The sequence below is a fragment of the Serpentinimonas raichei genome, from assembly GCF_000828895.1.
In the GTDB taxonomy this organism is placed as follows: domain Bacteria; phylum Pseudomonadota; class Gammaproteobacteria; order Burkholderiales; family Burkholderiaceae_C; genus Serpentinimonas; species Serpentinimonas raichei.
The window spans coordinates 165,978-182,014 of record NZ_AP014568.1; the positions used below are offsets into that span (position 1 = coordinate 165,978).

Here is a 16,037-nt window from a genome sequence, read left to right on the forward strand (position 1 = left end):
CCCATGACCACCCTGTTCCACGCCGACCAACTCTGCAAGCGCTACGGCGGCACGACCGTGGTCGATGGGCTCTCGTTTGCGCTCGAACCCGGCGAGTGCCTGGGCCTGATCGGCCCCAACGGCGCCGGCAAGACCACCACCTTGCGCATCTGCCTCGGGCTCACCCACGCCGACAGCGGTCGCGTGCAAGCCTTTGGCCTGCCCATGCCCGAACAAGCGCAAGCCATCAAGGCGCAGATGGGCGTGGTGAGCCAGTTTGACACGCTCGACCCCGACTTCACCTGCGCCGAAAACCTGCGCGTTTTTGGGCGCTACTTCGGCCTAGATGCGGCCACGCTGGCGGCGCGCATACCGGTGCTGCTCGAATTCGCCGCCCTCACGCACAAGGCGCAGGCCAAGCCGGGCGAGCTTTCGGGCGGCATGAAGCGGCGCCTGTCGCTGGCGCGCGCGCTCATCAACGACCCCCGGCTGCTGCTGCTCGACGAGCCCACCACCGGGCTGGATCCGCAGGCGCGGCACCTGATGTGGGAGCGGCTGCAACAGTTGCTCAAGCAGGGCAAGAGCATTTTGCTCACCACCCACTTCATGGACGAGGCCGAGCGCCTGTGCCAGCGCCTGGTGGTGATCGACCAGGGGCGCAAAATCGCCGAAGGCCGCCCGCGCGAGCTGATCGCGCAGCACCTGGAACCCGATGTGGTCGAGGTCTATGCGCAGCAAAACCAAGAGGTGCAGGCGCTGGCGCAGTCGGCGCTGGCAGGGCTGGCGCAGCGGGTCGAAGTGAGCGGTGAAACGGTGTTTTTCTACACGCAGAACGCGCGCCCCTTGCTGGCCGCCCTCAACGACTGGCCGCAGTTGCACACCCTGCACCGGCCGGCCAACCTCGAAGACCTGTTCCTCAAGCTCACCGGACGCCAGATCCGCCAAGAAGGATGAACGCCTTGCCCAGCACCCCACCCCACCACTGGCGCGCGCCGCGGCTGTCGTGGCGCTTTTGGCCGGTGTTCCAGCGCAACCTGCTGGTCTGGCGCAAGCTGGCGCTGCCCAGCCTGGTGGGCAACATCGCCGAACCGCTGATCTGGCTGCTGGCCTTTGGCTACGGCATGGGGATGCTGGTCGGGCAGGTCACGGTGAGCGGCCCCGACGGGGTGGCGCTGGCCGTGCCCTACCTGCTGTTTCTGGCCAGCGGCGCCATTTGCATGAGCGCCATGAACGCCGCCAGCTTCGAGGCCCTGTACTCGGCCTACTCGCGCATGCAGGTGCAAAAAACCTGGGACGGCATCCTCAACGCCCCGGTCACGCTCGACGACATCGTGCTGGCCGAAATGCTCTGGGCCACCTTCAAGGCGCTGTTCACCGTGTGCGCGATTTTGGGCGTGATTTTGGTGCTGGGCATCAGCCAAGCGCCCACGCTCTGGCTGGCGCTGCCGGTGCTGCTGCTGCTGGGCATCACCTTCAGTTGCCTGGCGCTGATCTTCAACGCGCTGGCGCATGGCTACGACTTTTTCACCTACTATTTCACGCTCTTTCTCACGCCCATGATGTTTTTGAGCGGGGTGTTTTTCCCGCGCGAGCAACTGCCTGCCCTGGTGTACGCCGTCTCCGAGCTGCTGCCGCTCACGCACGGGGTGGCGCTGGTGCGGCCCTTGTTCCTCAACCAGTGGCCCGCCGACGCCGCGCTGCACCTGGCGGTGCTGGCCGGCTACGCCGTGGTCGCGTTCTGGATCGCGCTGGCGCTCACGCGCAAGCGCTTTGCGCGCTAAAAAGCCGCTTGAGCAAGCCCCCATGCTGATCGCCCAGTTCTCCGACCTGCACCTGCGCGCCACGCCGCCTGCGGGGGCACGGGTGGACACCACCGCCCTGCTGCGCGCCTGCGTGCAAGACCTGTGCGCGCGCGACCCCGCCCCCGACCTGCTGCTGCTCACGGGCGACTTGAGCGACAGCGGCAGCGCCGCCGACTACGCCTTGCTGCGCCAACTGGTGCTGCCGCTGCAGGCGCTGGGCCTGCCGATCTTGCCGCTGCCCGGCAACCACGACCGGCGCGCCGCGCTGCGCCACGCCTGTGCCGACTGGCTGCAAGCCTGCCAAGGTCTGCACCCCACCTTTGTGCAGTATGTGTGGGAGTGCCCGACGCTGCGCCTGCTGGCGCTCGACACCGTGGCCGAGGGCTGCGCGCACGGCGAGCTGTGCCCCGAGCGGCTGCGCTGGCTGGAACAGGCGCTGGCAGCCAGCAACCAGCCCACCCTGCTGCTGCTGCACCACCCACCCTATGCCACCGGCTTGGCCGAGATGGACGGCATGGCGCTGCGCCAAGGTGCGGCCGAACTCGAAGCGCTGCTGTGGCAGCACCCGCAGGTGCAGGCCCTGCTGTGCGGGCATTTGCACCGGCACACGGTCACGCGGGTGGCGCACGCGCTGGCGCTCAGCGCCCCCTCGACCGCGCACCAGATCGCGCTCGATTTGCGCACCGAGCAACCGGCACGCTACCGGCTGGAGCCGCCCGGCTATTTGCTGCACCGCTGGCACGGCGGCCGCTTGCTCACGCACAGCGTGGTGGTGGGCGATTTTGGCGCGCCACAGGATTTCGACCGCCTGTAAGGCAGTGCTGGTTTACTGCAGCGGCGGCTCGGCTGCCCGACCCTCGTCCTCCAGCCCCGGGTCTTCCAGCAGGCGCGAGCGCTGGCTCCAGCGCAAGGTCAGGCTGGCCAGGCACAGCGCCGACAGCGCCGCCAGCGAGACCGACAGCGGCACCCCCACCCAATGGGCCAGCTTGCCCCACGCCGCAGCGCCCAAGGCGGCCCCGCCCATGAGCGCCATTTGATAGACCGAGATGGCGCGCGCGCGCACCCAATCGGGCATGGCCAACTGGGCCGCCACGTTGAGCGTGTTGGCCACCGCAATCCACGCCATGCCGGCCACGAACATCGCCAGCAGCGCCGCCCACAGCCAAGGCGCCCATGTGACGACCAGCATCGTCAGCGCCTGCAACACCATGCCGGCCCAGACCATGAAGGCGCGGCTGTGCCCTTGGCGCAAACGCGGCAACCACAACGCCGACAGGATGGCACCGCTGCCCATGGCGGCCAGCAGCCAAGTAAAGGTGCTGGCGCTGGCGCCCTCGTAGCGCAGCGCCAGCAGCGGCAGCAGCCCGATCAGCGCGGCCGAGTGGAAAAAAAACAGCCCCACCTGCAGATAAGCCAGCCGCAAGCGGGCCGATTGGGCGACAAAGCGCACCCCCACCAACAGGGCGCTCCAAAAGGGCTCGCGCCGCAGCGGCTCCTCGCGCGGCGGGCTGCGCCAGCGCCAGATCAGGGCGACGCACCCCAGCGCCAACACCGCGTTGAGCACAAACACCCACTCGCTGCCCAGACTGGCGATGATCAATCCGGCCACCAGCGGCCCGACGATGCGCGAGACGTTCATCGACACCCCGTTGAGCGCCAGTGCAGCCGGCAACTGCGCGCGCGGCACCAGCTGCGGCATCAGCGCGGCATAGACCGGCCAGCGCAGCGCCAGCCCGATGCCGTTGGCAAACACCAGCGCCAGCAACAGCGCCGGGGTCAGGGCATCGAGCTTGACCACCAGCACCAGCGTCAGCGCCACCAGCGCCGCCCAGACTTGGGTGAGCAACAACAGCCGGCGCCGCTCCAAGGCATCGGCCAGCACCCCGCTGGGCAGCCCGAGCAGCAGCACCGGCAGCGTAGCGGCGGTCTGCACCAGCGCCACCCAAGCCGGCGAGGTGGTCAGCGTGGTCATGAGCCAGGCGGCGGCCACGTCGTTCATCCACAGGCTGATGTTGGCCGTCAGCCAAGTGATCCACAGCAAGGCAAAGGGGCGCTGCTGCAACGGGGCCAAGGCGGCCAAGCCTAAGGGGGGAGGTGCGCTGGGCGCAGTCGAATCGGGCATCGGGGGCATTGTCGCCGCACTGGCCTCGACCTGCCCAGAGCGGCGGCAATTTTCGCCTGGCAAGGCACCGTGCCACCGGCCAGCGATGCGCTACAGTTGAGGCCAAGCAATCAATGGAGCGCATCGCATGAAATGGCTGATCCCGGTGGATGGTTCGGAGTTGTCGATCGAGGCGGTGGCGTACGCCCTGCGCATGGCGCAGGCCGGGCTGGCGTGCGAGTTGGTGCTGGTCAATGTGCAAGAGCCGGCCACCTTTTACGAGCTGGTCACGCTGCACGACGCCGAGGCGATCGAGCGCCTGGCCCAGGCCGCTGGCCAAGATATGTTGGCTGCTGCGCTGGAGCGGGTGCAAGCAGCCGGGCTGCCCTGCAGCACCCACGTGCGCATGGGTGAGCCGGTGGCCCTGCTGCTCGAGGTGCTGGAAGAAGAGGGCTGCGAGGGCGTGATCATGGGCAGCCACGGCCGTGGCCTGATCGGGCGCACGCTGCTGGGCTCGGTGTCGCAGCAGATGTTGCAGCACGCGCCGGTGCCGGTGACCTTTGTCAAGCCCGCCCCAGCACCCGAAGCCGACTGACTACCGCCCCGCCCGCACGGGCACCCACCCTCACTGGAGACTTGCATGAGCGCGTTCCTTGATCTGAAAGCCGCCGACGGTTTCGTCTGCCCTGCTTACCTGGCCCAGCCCGAGGGCACCCCGCGCGGCGCCGTGGTGGTGCTGCAAGAGATTTTTGGCGTCAATTCGCACATCCGCGCGGTGGCCGACGGTTACGCGGCGGCCGGCTACGTGGCCTTGGCGCCCTCGACCTTTCACCGGGTGCAAGCCGGGGTGGATCTGGGCTATACCGACGCCGACATGCAGGCCGGCTTTGCCATCACGCTGCAAGTCGATGCCCTGCCGGCGCCGGGCGTGATGGCCGACATCCAAGCCGCCATCGACACCTTGGGTCTGGCGGCCGGGGTCAAGGTCGGGATCGTGGGCTATTGCTGGGGTGGGCTGCTGACGTGGCGCAGCGCCTGCCAGCTCCAGGGCCTATCGGCGGCGGTGCCCTACTACGGCGGCGGCATGACGGTAGGGGCCGACGCCGAGTTGCAGCCCCAATGCCCGGTGCTGGCCCATTTTGCCGAGCAAGACCACTGGATCCCGCTCGACACCGTGCGGGCCTTCCAGCAGCGGCATCCGCAGGTGCAGGTGCACACCTACGCGGCGCACCACGGCTTCAACTGCGACCAGCGCGGCGCGCACCATGGCCCGTCGGCCGAGTTGGCGCGCGAGCGCACGCTGGCCTTCTTGGCCCAGCATCTGGGCTGAACCCAAAAGGCAAGGGTAAACGCCTAAGCCTGGCCGCCCGTGGGGCGGCTTTTTTTGGCGACAATCTGTGGCAATCGGCAGCAAGCAGCGATCCTGTGAGCGGCCGCAGCGCACCCGCTGCCGCAGCGGGTGAACGGAAACTGGCGGCCTACCCGGCCCGCCTTGGCGACAGGAGACCACACCATGAACGCACCCTTGCCCGAAGCGGTTCGGCGCGCCCTTGCCAGCGTCAGTCTGGACGACAAATACACGCTCGACCACGGGCGCGCTTTCATGAGCGGGGTGCAGGCGCTGGTGCGCCTGCCCATGCTGCAGCGCCAGCGCGACTTGCGCCTGGGCCGCAACACCGCCGGCTTCATCAGCGGCTACCGCGGCTCGCCCTTGGGCGGCTACGACCAGGCGCTCTGGAAGGCCAAGGCGCACCTGGCGGCGCAGCAGATCGTGTTTCAGCCCGGCGTGAACGAGGAGCTGGCCGCCACCGCCATATGGGGCACGCAGCAGCTCGGCTTTGCGCCGCCGGGCAGCCAGCGCTTTGATGGCGTGTTTGGGCTCTGGTACGGCAAGGGGCCGGGTGTGGATCGCAGCGCCGACGTGTTCAAGCACGCCAACCTGGCTGGCACCACGCCCTGGGGCGGCGTGATCGCGGTCGCGGGCGACGACCACGTGGCCAAAAGCTCGACCGCCGCGCACCAGAGCGACCACATCTTCAAAGCCTGCGGGCTGCCGGTGTTCTTCCCGGCCAGCGTGCAGGAAATCCTCGATTTCGGGCTGCACGCCTGGGCCCTGAGCCGCTTTTCCGGCGTCTGGGCCGGCATGAAAACCATCCAGGAGATCGTGGAATCGAGCGCCGTGGCCGAGATCGACGCGGATCGGGTGCGCATCGTGGCACCCGAGTTCGAGCTGCCCCCCGGCGGCGTGCACATCCGCTGGCCCGACGCGGCGCTGGAGCAGGAAGCGCGCCTGATGGACACCAAGTGGTACGCCGCACTCGCCTACGTGCGCGCCAACCGCCTCAATCACAACGCGATCGAGAGCGCGCACGACCGCTACGGCCTCATTGCCAGCGGCAAGGCCTACAACGACACCCGCCAGGCGCTCAGCGACCTCGGGCTGGACGACGCCACCTGCCGCCACATCGGGCTGCGGCTGCACAAGGTGGGCGTGGTCTGGCCGCTGGAGGCGCAGACCACGCGCGAGTTCGCCACCGGACTGCGCGAGATTCTGGTGGTGGAAGAAAAGCGCCAGGTGATCGAATACCAGCTCAAGGAGGAGCTCTACAACTGGCGCGCCGACGTGCGCCCCGATGTGCTGGGCAAGTTCGACGAAGTCGGTGCCGACCACAGCGGCGGCGAGTGGTCGATGCCGAATCCGAGCGCGAACCAGTTGTTGCGCGCCAACGCCGACCTGACACCGGCGCTGATCGCGCAGGCGCTGGCGCAGCGGCTGGCGCGCCACGGCCTGTTGCCCGAGGGCAGCGAGGTGGCGGCGCGGGTGCAGTCGCACCTCGACCGTTTGCAGGGCCAAGCGCTCGCCTTGCAGGTGCTGCGCGCCGACACGCCGCTGGCCGAGCGCCAGCCCTGGTTTTGCTCGGGTTGCCCGCACAACACCAGCACCCGGGTGCCCGAAGGTTCGCGCGCCTTGGCCGGCATCGGCTGCCACTTCATGACGATCTGGATGGACCGCGCCACCGTGGGCTTTACCCAAATGGGCGGCGAAGGGGTGCCCTGGGTCGGGCAGCAGCCCTTTAGCCATGAAACGCACGTGTTTGCCAATCTGGGCGATGGCACCTACTTTCACAGCGGCCTGCTGGCGATCCGCCAGTGCATCGCTTCGGGGGTCAACATCACCTTCAAGCTGCTCTACAACGACGCCGTGGCCATGACCGGCGGCCAGCCGCTGGGCGAGCGCGCCGAAGGGCACCACGTGCTGCAAATCGCGCACAGCCTGCGCGCCGAAGGGGTGTCGCGCCTGACCGTGGTCACCGACGAGCCCGAAAAATACCGGGGCGCGCTGCACCAGACCGTGGGCGGCAGCACGCTGCGCCTGCCGGATGGGGTGTCGGTGGAGCACCGCGACCAGCTCGACCGCATCCAGCGCGAGTTTAGGCTGCTGCCGGGCACCACCGTGATTTTGTACGACCAGACCTGCGCCACCGAAAAGCGGCGCCGGCGCAAGCGCGGCACGCTGGTCGACCCGGCGCGGCGCGTGCTCATCAACCCCGCCGTGTGCGAGGGCTGCGGCGACTGTGGGGTGCAGAGCAACTGCCTGAGCGTAGAGCCGCTGCAGACCGAGTTCGGGCGCAAGCGCCAGATCAACCAGAGCAGTTGCAACAAAGATTTTTCCTGCCTCAAGGGTTTTTGCCCGAGCTTCGTCACCGTCGAAGGCGGGCGGCCGCGCAAGGCCAGCCTAGGCAGCGCCTTGCCCGCGCCCGAGTCGCTGGGCGACTTGCCCGAACCGAGCTTGCCCGGCTGCACCGACAGCCCCGGCGGCGTCTATGGCATCGTGGTGGCTGGCGTGGGTGGCACCGGGGTCATCACCATCGGCCAGCTGCTGGGGGTGGCGGCGCACCTAGAAGGCAAGGGCGTGGTGACGCAAGACGCCGCCGGGCTGGCGCAAAAGGGCGGCGCCACCTGGAGCCACGTACTGCTGGCTGAGCAGCAGGAGCGCATCTGCACCACCCGCGTCGGCACCGCAGCGGCCGATTTGATCTTGGGCTGCGACGCCATCGTGGCCGCCGGCAAGGAAAGCCTAGCCCGCCTGAGCCCGGGGCGCACGCGGGTGGCGCTCAATGGCCACGTGAGCCCGACAGCGGCCTTCGTGCACCAACCCGACTGGCACAACCCGGCGGCGCAGTGCCAGGCCACGCTGGAGCGCGTACTGGGCGGCACGGCGGTGGCGGCCTGCGACGCCGACGCGCTGGCCACGCGCTTGCTGGGCGATGCGCTCTACATCAACCCGCTGCTCTTGGGCTTTGCCTGGCAAAAGGGCTGGCTGCCGCTGCGGCGCGAGTCGCTGCGGCGGGCGATCGAGCTCAACGCGGTGGCGGTGGCAAAAAACCAGGCCGCGTTCGAGTGGGGCCGCTGGGCCGCGCACGATGGCGCCCGGCTGCAGGCGCTGCTGGCCCCGGCGCAAACCATCGCGCTGCAGCCGCGCACGGGCCTGGAGGCCCTGCTGCAGCGGCGCAGCGCCTTTTTGAGCGCCTACCAGAACCAGGCCTATGCGCAGCGCTACAGCGCCTTCGTGCGCCGGGTGCAGCAGGCCGAGGCCGCCGCGCTGGGGCCGAAGCAGAGCGCGCTGGCCGAGGCGGTGGCGCACAACCTGTTCAAGCTCATGGCCTACAAGGACGAGTACGAGGTGGCGCGGCTGCACAGCGAGCCCGAATTTTTGCGCCAGATCGGGGCCCAGTTTGAAGGCGATTTTGCGCTGCGCTTTCACCTCGCACCCCCGCTGTGGGCGCGCCACGACGAGCGCGGCGTGCCGATCAAGCAGTCTTTTGGCCCGTGGATGCTGACGGCCTTCAAATGGCTGGCCCGTCTCAAGGGCCTGCGCGGCAGCGCGCTGGATCCCTTTGGCCGCAGCGCCGAGCGGCGCAGCGAGCGCGCCCTGATAGTCGAGTACCAGGATTTGATCGAAGAACTGCTGCCGGGCCTGCACCCCGAACGCAAGGCGCTGGCGTTGCAACTGGCGGCGCTGCCCGAGGGCATCAAGGGCTTTGGCCATGTCAAGGCGCGCCATTTGCAGGCGGTGCGGCTGCGCTGGAGCGAGCTGCTGGGGCAGTGGCGGGCCGCAGCCCAGCCCGCAGCTCAAGCCGGCGCGCAAAACTCGACTGCAGACCGGGGCTGAGCCTAGCGCCCCCCTTACACTCGGTGCATTGATTCAACGGGGTGCCGTATGTGGCTAGGGGTGGGCTTTGCCTTGCTGGCAGGGATGTTGTGGGGCTTGGTGTTTCTGGTGCCGCTGCTGCTGCCCGAATACCCGGCCGCCTTGCTGGCGATGGCGCGCTACCTCGCCTTTGGGCTGCTGTGCCTGCCGCTGGCCTGGCTCGACTGGGGGGCCTTGCGCCGCCTCACCCGCTCCGACTGGCTCACCGCGCTCAAGCTGGCGGCGGTGGGCAACCTGGCCTACTACACCTTGCTGGCCAGTTCCATCCAAGGCACCGGCGGGCCACTGACCACGCTCATCATCGGCACCCTGCCGGTGCTGATCGCCATTGCCGCCAACCAGCGCAACGCCGAACGCGACGGCCTGCTGCCGTGGCGGCGCCTGATGCTGCCGCTGGGCATCATGCTGCTGGGCATCGGGCTGGTGAACCAGGCCGAGATGACGCGCTTGCTGCAGCAACCCGATGCCTCGCTCACCGCCTACGCGCTGGGCGCCCTGCTGGCGCTGGGGGCGTTGGCCTGCTGGACCTGGTACCCGCTGCGCAACGCCGACTGGCTGCGCCAGCACCCAGACCGCAACCCGCGCGTCTGGGCCACGGCGCAGGGGCTGGCTACCTTGCCCATGGCGCTGTGCGGCTTTGCGCTGGTGTGGGCCTGGATGGCGCTCAGCGGCAGCACCTTCCCCATGCCTTTCGGCCCAGACCCGCTGTTTTTCCTCTCGCTCATGCTGGCGCTGGGGCTGTTCGCCTCTTGGTGCGGCATCCTGTGCTGGAATCAGGCCAGCAAGCGCCTGCCCACGGCGCTGGCCGGGCAACTGATCGTGTTCGAGACCGTGGCCGCGCTGATCTACATTTTCTGGTGGCGCGGCGAGTGGCCACAGGGCCTGACCATCGCTGGCATGGCCTTGCTGCTGCTGGGGGTGTGGCTGGCGCTGCGCATCCGGCCGGTGGCGGCACCGCGCCCAGCGCAAGTTTGAGCCTAGGGTTTAGAATGCGCGATTGACATGGGGCCCCAAGTGGCCCGCCCCCTCCAACGACCCTCTCACAGGAAAACTGCCGTGTTCATTTCCCCCGCCTACGCCCAGGCCGCCGCCGGCGACACCACCAGCACCTTGGTCAGCCTGCTGCCGCTGGTGCTGATGTTCGTGGTGCTGTACTTCATCATGATCCGGCCCCAAATGAAGCGCACCAAAGAGCACAAGCTGATGGTTGCCGCCTTGGCCAAGGGCGATGAGGTCGTCACCGCTGGCGGCATGCTGGGCCGCATCACCAAGCTGGGCGACGATTTCGTCACCCTGGAACTGACCAGTGGCGTCGAAATCCAAGTGCAGCGCAGCGCCGTGATGCAACTGATGCCCAAGGGCACCTTCCAGTAAGCGACATCGTCGTGGTCTTTTCTCGATAGGCCGGGTCCTCACGCCCGGCCGTTTGGCTTTAATGGAGCCGCCCGCTCATGAACCGATATCCGCTGTGGAAGTACGCCACCATCTTGGTGGCGCTGCTCATCGCCATCCTGTACTCTCTGCCCAACCTGTATGGTGAAGCGCCGGGGGTGCAGGTCTCTTCCGGCCAGCATGCGGTGCGCATCGACGCCGGCACCCTGACGCGCATCGAGCAAGCGCTGGCGGAGCGCGAGATCACGCCCACCTCGGTGGTGCTGGAACAGCAGAACATCCAAGCCCTGTTTGACAGCGCCGAAAACCAGCTCCAAGGGCGCGATGCCATCGACCGCGCCCTCAACCCCGACCCCGCCGACCCCGGACACGTGGTGGCGCTCAACCTGGTGCCGCGCACCCCGGTCTGGCTGCAAAGCATCAACGCCATGCCTATGTACCTCGGGCTCGATTTGCGCGGCGGTGTGCACTTCCTGATGCAGGTCGATATGCCCGGGGCGCTCGACCAGCGCGCCGAGGGCAAGGCGCGCGACATCCGCACCACCTTGCGCGAGCAAAACATCCGCCACGCTGGCATCACGCGCGAGGGCCAGGCGGTGGCGGTGCGTTTTCGTGACGAGGCCACGCTGGAAGCGGCGTTGACGCTGCTGCGCCCGCAGTACACCGACCTGAGCTTCGAGCGCCAACTGGTGGGCGAGCAGCTCAAGCTCATCGGCAGCCTGAGCCCGGAGGCGCAGCGCCGCATCCAAGAGCAGGCGATCAAGCAAAACATCCTCACGCTGCGCAACCGCATCAACGAACTCGGGGTGGCCGAGCCAGTGATCCAGCAACAAGGGGCCGACCGTATCGTGGTGCAACTGCCTGGCGTGCTCGACACCGCGCGCGCCAAAGACATTCTGGGCCGCACCGCCACGCTGCAAGTGCGCATGGTCGATGAAAGCCCGGCTGGGCGCGCCGCCGAGCGCGGCGAAGGGCCGGTGCCGCTGGGCTCCGAGCGCCACCTGGACCGCGAAGGGCGCACCGTGATCACCCTGCGCGAGGTGGTGCTCACGGGTGAAAACCTCACCGACGCCCAGGCTGGCTTCGACGGTCAGACGCAGGAGCCGGCGGTGCACCTGTCGCTGGACGCGGCCGGATCGCGCATTTTCCGCGATGTCACGCGCCAAAACGTGGGCAACCGAATGGCGATTTTGCTGTTCGAGCGCGGCCGCGGCGAGGTGGTGACGGCACCCGTGATCCGCACCGAGATTGGCGGCGGCCGGGTGCAGATTTCGGGCCAGATGAACACCACCGAGGCGCACAACATCGCGCTGCTGCTGCGCGCCGGCGCGCTGGCGGCCCCGATGGAGATCGTCGAAGAACGCACCGTCGGCCCGGGCCTAGGGGCCGAGAACATTCGCATGGGCTTTGAGAGCGTGCTCTATGGCTTCCTGGTGGTGTTGGTCTTCATGGTCGTCTACTACCGCCTGTTCGGGGTGTTTTCAAGCATCGCCCTGACCTTCAACCTGGTGTTGCTGGTCTCGGTGCTGTCGATGCTGCAAGCCACGCTCACGCTGCCCGGCATGGCCGCCATGGCGCTCGCGCTGGGGATGGCGATCGACTCCAACGTGCTCATCAACGAGCGCATCCGCGAGGAGTTGCGCCGCGGGGCCTCACCGCAGGTGGCCATCAACAGCGGCTACGACAGCGCCTGGGGCACCATCCTCGACTCCAACGTCACCTCGCTGCTGGCCGGGCTGGCGCTGCTGGCCTTTGGCTCCGGGCCGGTGCGCGGTTTCGCGGTGGTGCACTGCATTGGCATCTTGACCAGCATGTTCTCGGCCGTGTTTTTCTCGCGCGGGCTGGCCAATGCCTGGTACGGGCGGCAGAAAAAACTCAAATCCATCTCGATCGGTGTGATCTGGCAGCCGCCTGCGGCCGATGCAGCCAAGCCCGGCTCACCATCCGCCAATTGATTAGCAAGGGGTTGTAGCCATGGAATTTTTCCGCGTCAAAAAAGACATCCCGTTCATGCGCCATGCGGTGCTGCTGAACGCGATTTCACTCACTCTGTTTGCGCTGGCGGTGTTCTTCCTCGTCACGCGCGGGCTCAACCTATCGGTCGAGTTCACCGGCGGCACGGTGGTCGAGGTGACCTACCAGCAACCAGCCGACCTGGAGCAGGTGCGCAGCACCTTGGCCGGCATCGGCTACACCGAGGTGACGGTGCAATACTTCGGTACCACGCGCGACGTGCTGATGCGCCTGCCGCCGCTGCCCGGCGTGGGCTCGGGCGAGCAAAGCCAAGCGGTGCTGGAGGCGCTGCGCGCGCACGACCCGACGGTGGAGCTGCGCCGCACCGAATTCGTCGGGCCGCAGGTGGGGCAGGAGCTGGTCACCGACGGCATATTGGCGCTGCTGTTCGTGATCATCGGCATCACGGTGTACTTGGCTTTTCGCTTTGAATGGAAGTTCTCGATCGCCGCCATCGTCGCCAACTTGCACGATGTGGTCATCATCTTGGGCTTTTTTGCTTTCTTCCAGTGGGAGTTCTCGCTCGCCGTGCTGGCCGCCACGCTGGCGGTGCTGGGCTACTCGGTGAACGAATCGGTGGTGATTTTTGACCGCATCCGCGAGACCTTCAAGCGCCAGCGCAAGATGAGCACGCAGGAGGTGATCGACCACGCCATCACCTCGACCATGAGCCGCACCATCATCACGCACGGCACCACCGAGGCGATGGTGATCTCGATGCTGCTGTTTGGTGGCCCGGTGTTGCACTACTTCGCGCTGGCGTTGACCATCGGCATTCTGTTTGGCATCTACTCCTCGATCTTCGTCGCCACCGGGGTGGCGATGGCGCTGGGGATCAAGCGCGAGGATCTGATCAAGGCCACGCCGCAGATGGTGGAAAACCCGGACGACCCCAACGCTGGGGCGCAGATTTGAGGCCCTTTCAGCCCAGCGCCTGGCGCTGAAACAGGCCGCCGGGCAAGCGCCGCACGCTGCCGCACAGTTCGAGCTCCAGCAACTGCGCTTGCAGTTCGGCCGTGGGCAGGCCACAGCGCGCCTGCAGGGCATCGAGCCCGACCGGGTCGTGGCCCAGCGCTTGCAGCAGCGTGCCCTCAGCCTCGACGGGTGGCCGCCCCTGAACCCCCTGCCCCATGCGGGCACGGGCCGCTGGCTGCGCCGCAGCGCCGCGTTCGCCCAGCGCCAACTCACCCTGCACCGGCTGCGCTGCGCCGTGTTGCAGGCGCAGCTCGTCGAGCACGTCTTGCACCGACTCCACCAGCTTGGCCCCTTGGCGGATCAGGGCGTGGCAGCCGCGCGACTGCGCCGAGTGGATCGAGCCCGGAATGGCAAACACCTCGCGCCCGTATTGCGCCGCCAAATCGGCCGTGATGAGCGAGCCCGACTCCAGCGCCGCCTCCACCACCAGCGTGCCCAGGCTCAGGCCGGCGATGATTCGGTTGCGCTGCGGAAAATGCGGCGCCAGCGGCGGCGTACCGAGCGGGTATTCGCTCACCAATGCGCCGTGGCTGGCGATGCGTTGCGCCAGCTCATGGTGCTGCCTTGGGTAGACCCGATCCAGCCCGGTGCCGACCACCGCCACCGTGGGCGCACCCGCCTCCAGCGCACCCCGGTGCGCTGCGCCATCCACCCCCAGCGCCAGCCCAGACACGATGCAAAACCCTTGCTCACCCAGCGCCTTGGCAAAGGCATGGGCGTTTTCAGCCCCTTGCGGGCTGGGGTTGCGGCTGCCGACCATGGCCAGCGTGCGGGTCTGCGCCAGCGCGCTCAACTGGCCCTGCACATAAAGCAGCACCGGCGGATCGGGGGTTTGCAGCAGCGCAGCCGGGTAATGGGGGTGCCCCAAGGGCAGCCAATGCCGGTCCGGCGCAGCGGCCAACCAAGCCCCAGCGTGTTCCAACAGGCGGCCTCCTTGCACCGGAGCGCTGCGCAAGGCGGCCGCCAGCCGCTCGCCCACCAGCGCCTGCAGGGCCTGCGCGTCGGAGGCAAACACGGCTTGGGGTGATCCCAAAGCCGCCAGCAGCTTGCGCGCCGTGGCCGCACCCACTCCCGCGGTGTTGGTCAGGCGCAGCCAAGCGGCCAGCTCAGCCACATCGGCATCGATGCCAAGGCTCCTAGGGGGTGGCAAAGTGGTCGCCATTGCGCACCGCATCGGCCACATTCAAGACCAGCGCATACGAGACCCGATCAAAGGTGCGAAACACCATCATCAAGCCGTTGCGCTCAGCCGGCAGTTGCATCGTGGCGCGCGCGCTGTCGGTGCGGTCGGTGAGCACCGCAGCGCTGCGGTGCAGTGCCAGCACGTGGCCCGCTTCCAGCCCATCGCGGCTGCCCCGGTTGAGCACCACCACCTGGTACTGACCGGCCATGCGCTGCGCATGGCCGTGGGTGCGCACGATGCGACCCGCCAGCTGCATCTGCGGAGCGCGCGGCACGTAACTGGCCGGCTGGGGCGGCGCCGGCGTGGCCAGCAGCCGATCACCGATGCGAATTTCTTCGATCGCCGCGCTGATGTCGACGCTGGCGGGTTCTACCCGCTGCTCGGTCGTGCCATCCGCCCGCGTGTGCGAGCGCAGGGTTTCGCTGCCCACCAGCAGCGCGCTGCCGATCAGCTTGGCTTCGTAGCCCAGCTTTTCGCCGCTGCTGGGGTCGATCAAGGGCTCGGCGTTGCGGTAAATGCGCTGCGACTGGCTGTGCTCGGCGCTCAAGAGCGGGCGGCCTTCGAGTGCGTCGAGCGGACCGGACTGGCCCCGGGCATAGACCCGATCGCCCCGGCTGAACAAGGTGCGCCCCTCGGGGGCGGCCACGATGCGCGGCGCGCGGGCGTGGGTGTCTGCACTCAACACCTGCGAATCGGTCAGGAAGGGGGCGATCATGTGCGCGGGGATGGCGGGCAAGGCGGCATCGGCCAAGGTCTCGGAGCGTATGCGCGGCGACAAGCGCACCGTGGGCGGCGCCCCACCTGCTTCGAGCGCCAGAAAGGCGCGATCGCCCACGCGCGTCAACACCAGCACCTGACCCGGAAAAATCAGGTGCGGGTTGCGGATTTGTTCTAGGTTCATGCCCCACAGCTCGGGCCAGCGCCAAGGCTGGCGCAGAAAGATGGCCGAAATATCCCACAGCGTGTCGCCCCGGCGCACTGTGTGGCGCTCGGGCGCATTGGGGGCCAGCGCCGACAGCGGCACCCCGGCTTGGGCCACTTGCTGCGCGGTCTCGCGTTGCGCCGGGCTGATGGGCAGATTGGGAAAGGTTTGCGCGCCTGCCCATGCGCCCGTCAGCAGCAAGGTGAGCGCGGGCACGAGATGGCGCAAGCCGACGCGCTCGGCGACACGACGACCCGTCGGGTCGATGGCGCAGTGACAAGCGGCGGGTGCAGGAGTGGTTTGCATGTCTGAAGCCCCGTTGGCACACCCGCAGGCCACGCATGCTGGGCACGGTTGCTTTTGGGTGGAAATAATGGCAAAAAAAGCGCTTTGGGCCTGCTGTGCAGTCAAGCCCCAGCTCCAGCAATGATAATAGCCGCATGTCACGTGCAGCGACA

The 16,037-nt window shown here is 68.0% G+C and carries 13 protein-coding genes; 10 read left to right on the forward strand and 3 right to left on the reverse strand.

Features of this window, described 5'->3' with window-relative positions; all coding sequences use genetic code 11:
- Nucleotides 1–3 precede the first annotated feature (3 nt).
- Genes SRAA_RS00785 through SRAA_RS00795 form a run of 3 tightly spaced genes read left to right on the forward strand, consistent with a single transcriptional unit; the run spans nucleotide 4 to nucleotide 2,595 of the window.
- Complete coding sequence (locus tag SRAA_RS00785) at nucleotides 4–933, forward strand: ATP-binding cassette domain-containing protein (protein WP_045530354.1); 930 nt, start codon at nucleotides 4–6, stop codon at nucleotides 931–933.
- Nucleotides 930–1,760, forward strand: coding sequence for an ABC transporter permease (locus tag SRAA_RS00790; protein ID WP_045530356.1), 831 nt, complete (start codon nucleotides 930–932; stop codon nucleotides 1,758–1,760). The genes SRAA_RS00785 and SRAA_RS00790 overlap by 4 nt, the downstream gene beginning before the upstream one ends.
- Nucleotides 1,761–1,782: 22 nt before the next feature.
- Nucleotides 1,783–2,595, forward strand: coding sequence for a phosphodiesterase (locus tag SRAA_RS00795; protein WP_045530359.1), 813 nt, complete (start codon nucleotides 1,783–1,785; stop codon nucleotides 2,593–2,595).
- 12 nt (nucleotides 2,596–2,607) lie between these two features.
- On the opposite strand, the gene SRAA_RS00800 is transcribed toward SRAA_RS00795, so the two are convergent.
- Nucleotides 2,608–3,903 (reverse strand): MFS transporter, encoded by a 1,296-nt coding sequence (locus SRAA_RS00800; RefSeq protein WP_144318672.1) that lies wholly within the window; start codon nucleotides 3,901–3,903, stop codon nucleotides 2,608–2,610.
- Between the two features lie 127 nt (nucleotides 3,904–4,030).
- Between SRAA_RS00800 and SRAA_RS00805 the strand changes: the two genes are divergently transcribed.
- The 7 genes from SRAA_RS00805 to secF all read left to right on the forward strand — a co-directional run bounded on the left by SRAA_RS00805 (nucleotide 4,031) and on the right by secF (nucleotide 13,414).
- Nucleotides 4,031–4,477 (forward strand): universal stress protein, encoded by a 447-nt coding sequence (locus SRAA_RS00805; protein ID WP_045530366.1) that lies wholly within the window; start codon nucleotides 4,031–4,033, stop codon nucleotides 4,475–4,477.
- Nucleotides 4,478–4,522: 45 nt separating this feature from the next.
- Nucleotides 4,523–5,212, forward strand: a complete 690-nt coding sequence (locus SRAA_RS00810; RefSeq protein ID WP_045530375.1) for a dienelactone hydrolase family protein — start codon at nucleotides 4,523–4,525, stop codon at nucleotides 5,210–5,212.
- Nucleotides 5,213–5,395: 183 nt separating this feature from the next.
- The gene (locus tag SRAA_RS00815) at nucleotides 5,396–9,055 is read left to right on the forward strand and encodes an indolepyruvate ferredoxin oxidoreductase family protein (RefSeq protein ID WP_045530386.1); all 3,660 of its coding nucleotides are present in this window, start codon (nucleotides 5,396–5,398) and stop codon (nucleotides 9,053–9,055) included.
- Between the two features lie 48 nt (nucleotides 9,056–9,103).
- Nucleotides 9,104–10,069, forward strand: a complete 966-nt coding sequence (locus tag SRAA_RS00820) for a DMT family transporter (RefSeq protein WP_045530388.1) — start codon at nucleotides 9,104–9,106, stop codon at nucleotides 10,067–10,069.
- A gap of 81 nt (nucleotides 10,070–10,150) precedes the next feature.
- Complete coding sequence (yajC, locus tag SRAA_RS00825) at nucleotides 10,151–10,468, forward strand: preprotein translocase subunit YajC (RefSeq protein ID WP_029461887.1); 318 nt, start codon at nucleotides 10,151–10,153, stop codon at nucleotides 10,466–10,468.
- A 77-nt stretch (nucleotides 10,469–10,545) separates the two neighbouring features.
- Nucleotides 10,546–12,441 carry a protein translocase subunit SecD gene (gene secD, locus SRAA_RS00830; RefSeq protein WP_045530390.1) on the forward strand — a complete coding sequence of 632 codons (1,896 nt, stop codon included), beginning with the start codon at nucleotides 10,546–10,548 and terminating at the stop codon, nucleotides 12,439–12,441.
- Nucleotides 12,442–12,460: 19 nt separating this feature from the next.
- The gene (gene secF / locus SRAA_RS00835) at nucleotides 12,461–13,414 is read left to right on the forward strand and encodes a protein translocase subunit SecF (RefSeq protein WP_045530392.1); all 954 of its coding nucleotides are present in this window, start codon (nucleotides 12,461–12,463) and stop codon (nucleotides 13,412–13,414) included.
- Nucleotides 13,415–13,421: 7 nt separating this feature from the next.
- Here the strand turns inward: secF and dprA are convergent, their stop codons facing one another.
- The gene (dprA, locus tag SRAA_RS00840) at nucleotides 13,422–14,636 is read right to left on the reverse strand and encodes a DNA-processing protein DprA (RefSeq protein ID WP_045530394.1); all 1,215 of its coding nucleotides are present in this window, start codon (nucleotides 14,634–14,636) and stop codon (nucleotides 13,422–13,424) included.
- On the reverse strand, nucleotides 14,611–15,885 hold the full coding sequence (locus SRAA_RS00845) for a LysM peptidoglycan-binding domain-containing protein (RefSeq protein ID WP_052467426.1): 1,275 nt from the start codon (nucleotides 15,883–15,885) through the stop codon (nucleotides 14,611–14,613). Before SRAA_RS00845 ends, dprA begins: the two co-directional genes overlap by 26 nt.
- Between the last annotated feature and the right edge of the window lie 152 nt (nucleotides 15,886–16,037).

What these genes read in the sequence shown, in the direction of transcription:
- SRAA_RS00785 (WP_045530354.1), top strand. Translation starts at nt 4, where the DNA reads ATGACCACCCTGTTCCACGCCGACCAACTCTGCAAGCGCTACGGCGGC.
- SRAA_RS00790 (WP_045530356.1), top strand. Translation starts at nt 930, where the DNA reads ATGAACGCCTTGCCCAGCACCCCACCCCACCACTGGCGCGCGCCGCGG.
- SRAA_RS00795 (WP_045530359.1), top strand. Translation starts at nt 1,783, where the DNA reads ATGCTGATCGCCCAGTTCTCCGACCTGCACCTGCGCGCCACGCCGCCT.
- SRAA_RS00800 (WP_144318672.1), bottom strand. Translation starts at nt 3,903, where the DNA reads ATGCCCGATTCGACTGCGCCCAGCGCACCTCCCCCCTTAGGCTTGGCC.
- SRAA_RS00805 (WP_045530366.1), top strand. Translation starts at nt 4,031, where the DNA reads ATGAAATGGCTGATCCCGGTGGATGGTTCGGAGTTGTCGATCGAGGCG.
- SRAA_RS00810 (WP_045530375.1), top strand. Translation starts at nt 4,523, where the DNA reads ATGAGCGCGTTCCTTGATCTGAAAGCCGCCGACGGTTTCGTCTGCCCT.
- SRAA_RS00815 (WP_045530386.1), top strand. Translation starts at nt 5,396, where the DNA reads ATGAACGCACCCTTGCCCGAAGCGGTTCGGCGCGCCCTTGCCAGCGTC.
- SRAA_RS00820 (WP_045530388.1), top strand. Translation starts at nt 9,104, where the DNA reads ATGTGGCTAGGGGTGGGCTTTGCCTTGCTGGCAGGGATGTTGTGGGGC.
- secD (WP_045530390.1), top strand. Translation starts at nt 10,546, where the DNA reads ATGAACCGATATCCGCTGTGGAAGTACGCCACCATCTTGGTGGCGCTG.
- secF (WP_045530392.1), top strand. Translation starts at nt 12,461, where the DNA reads ATGGAATTTTTCCGCGTCAAAAAAGACATCCCGTTCATGCGCCATGCG.
- dprA (WP_045530394.1), bottom strand. Translation starts at nt 14,636, where the DNA reads ATGGCGACCACTTTGCCACCCCCTAGGAGCCTTGGCATCGATGCCGAT.
- SRAA_RS00845 (WP_052467426.1), bottom strand. Translation starts at nt 15,885, where the DNA reads ATGCAAACCACTCCTGCACCCGCCGCTTGTCACTGCGCCATCGACCCG.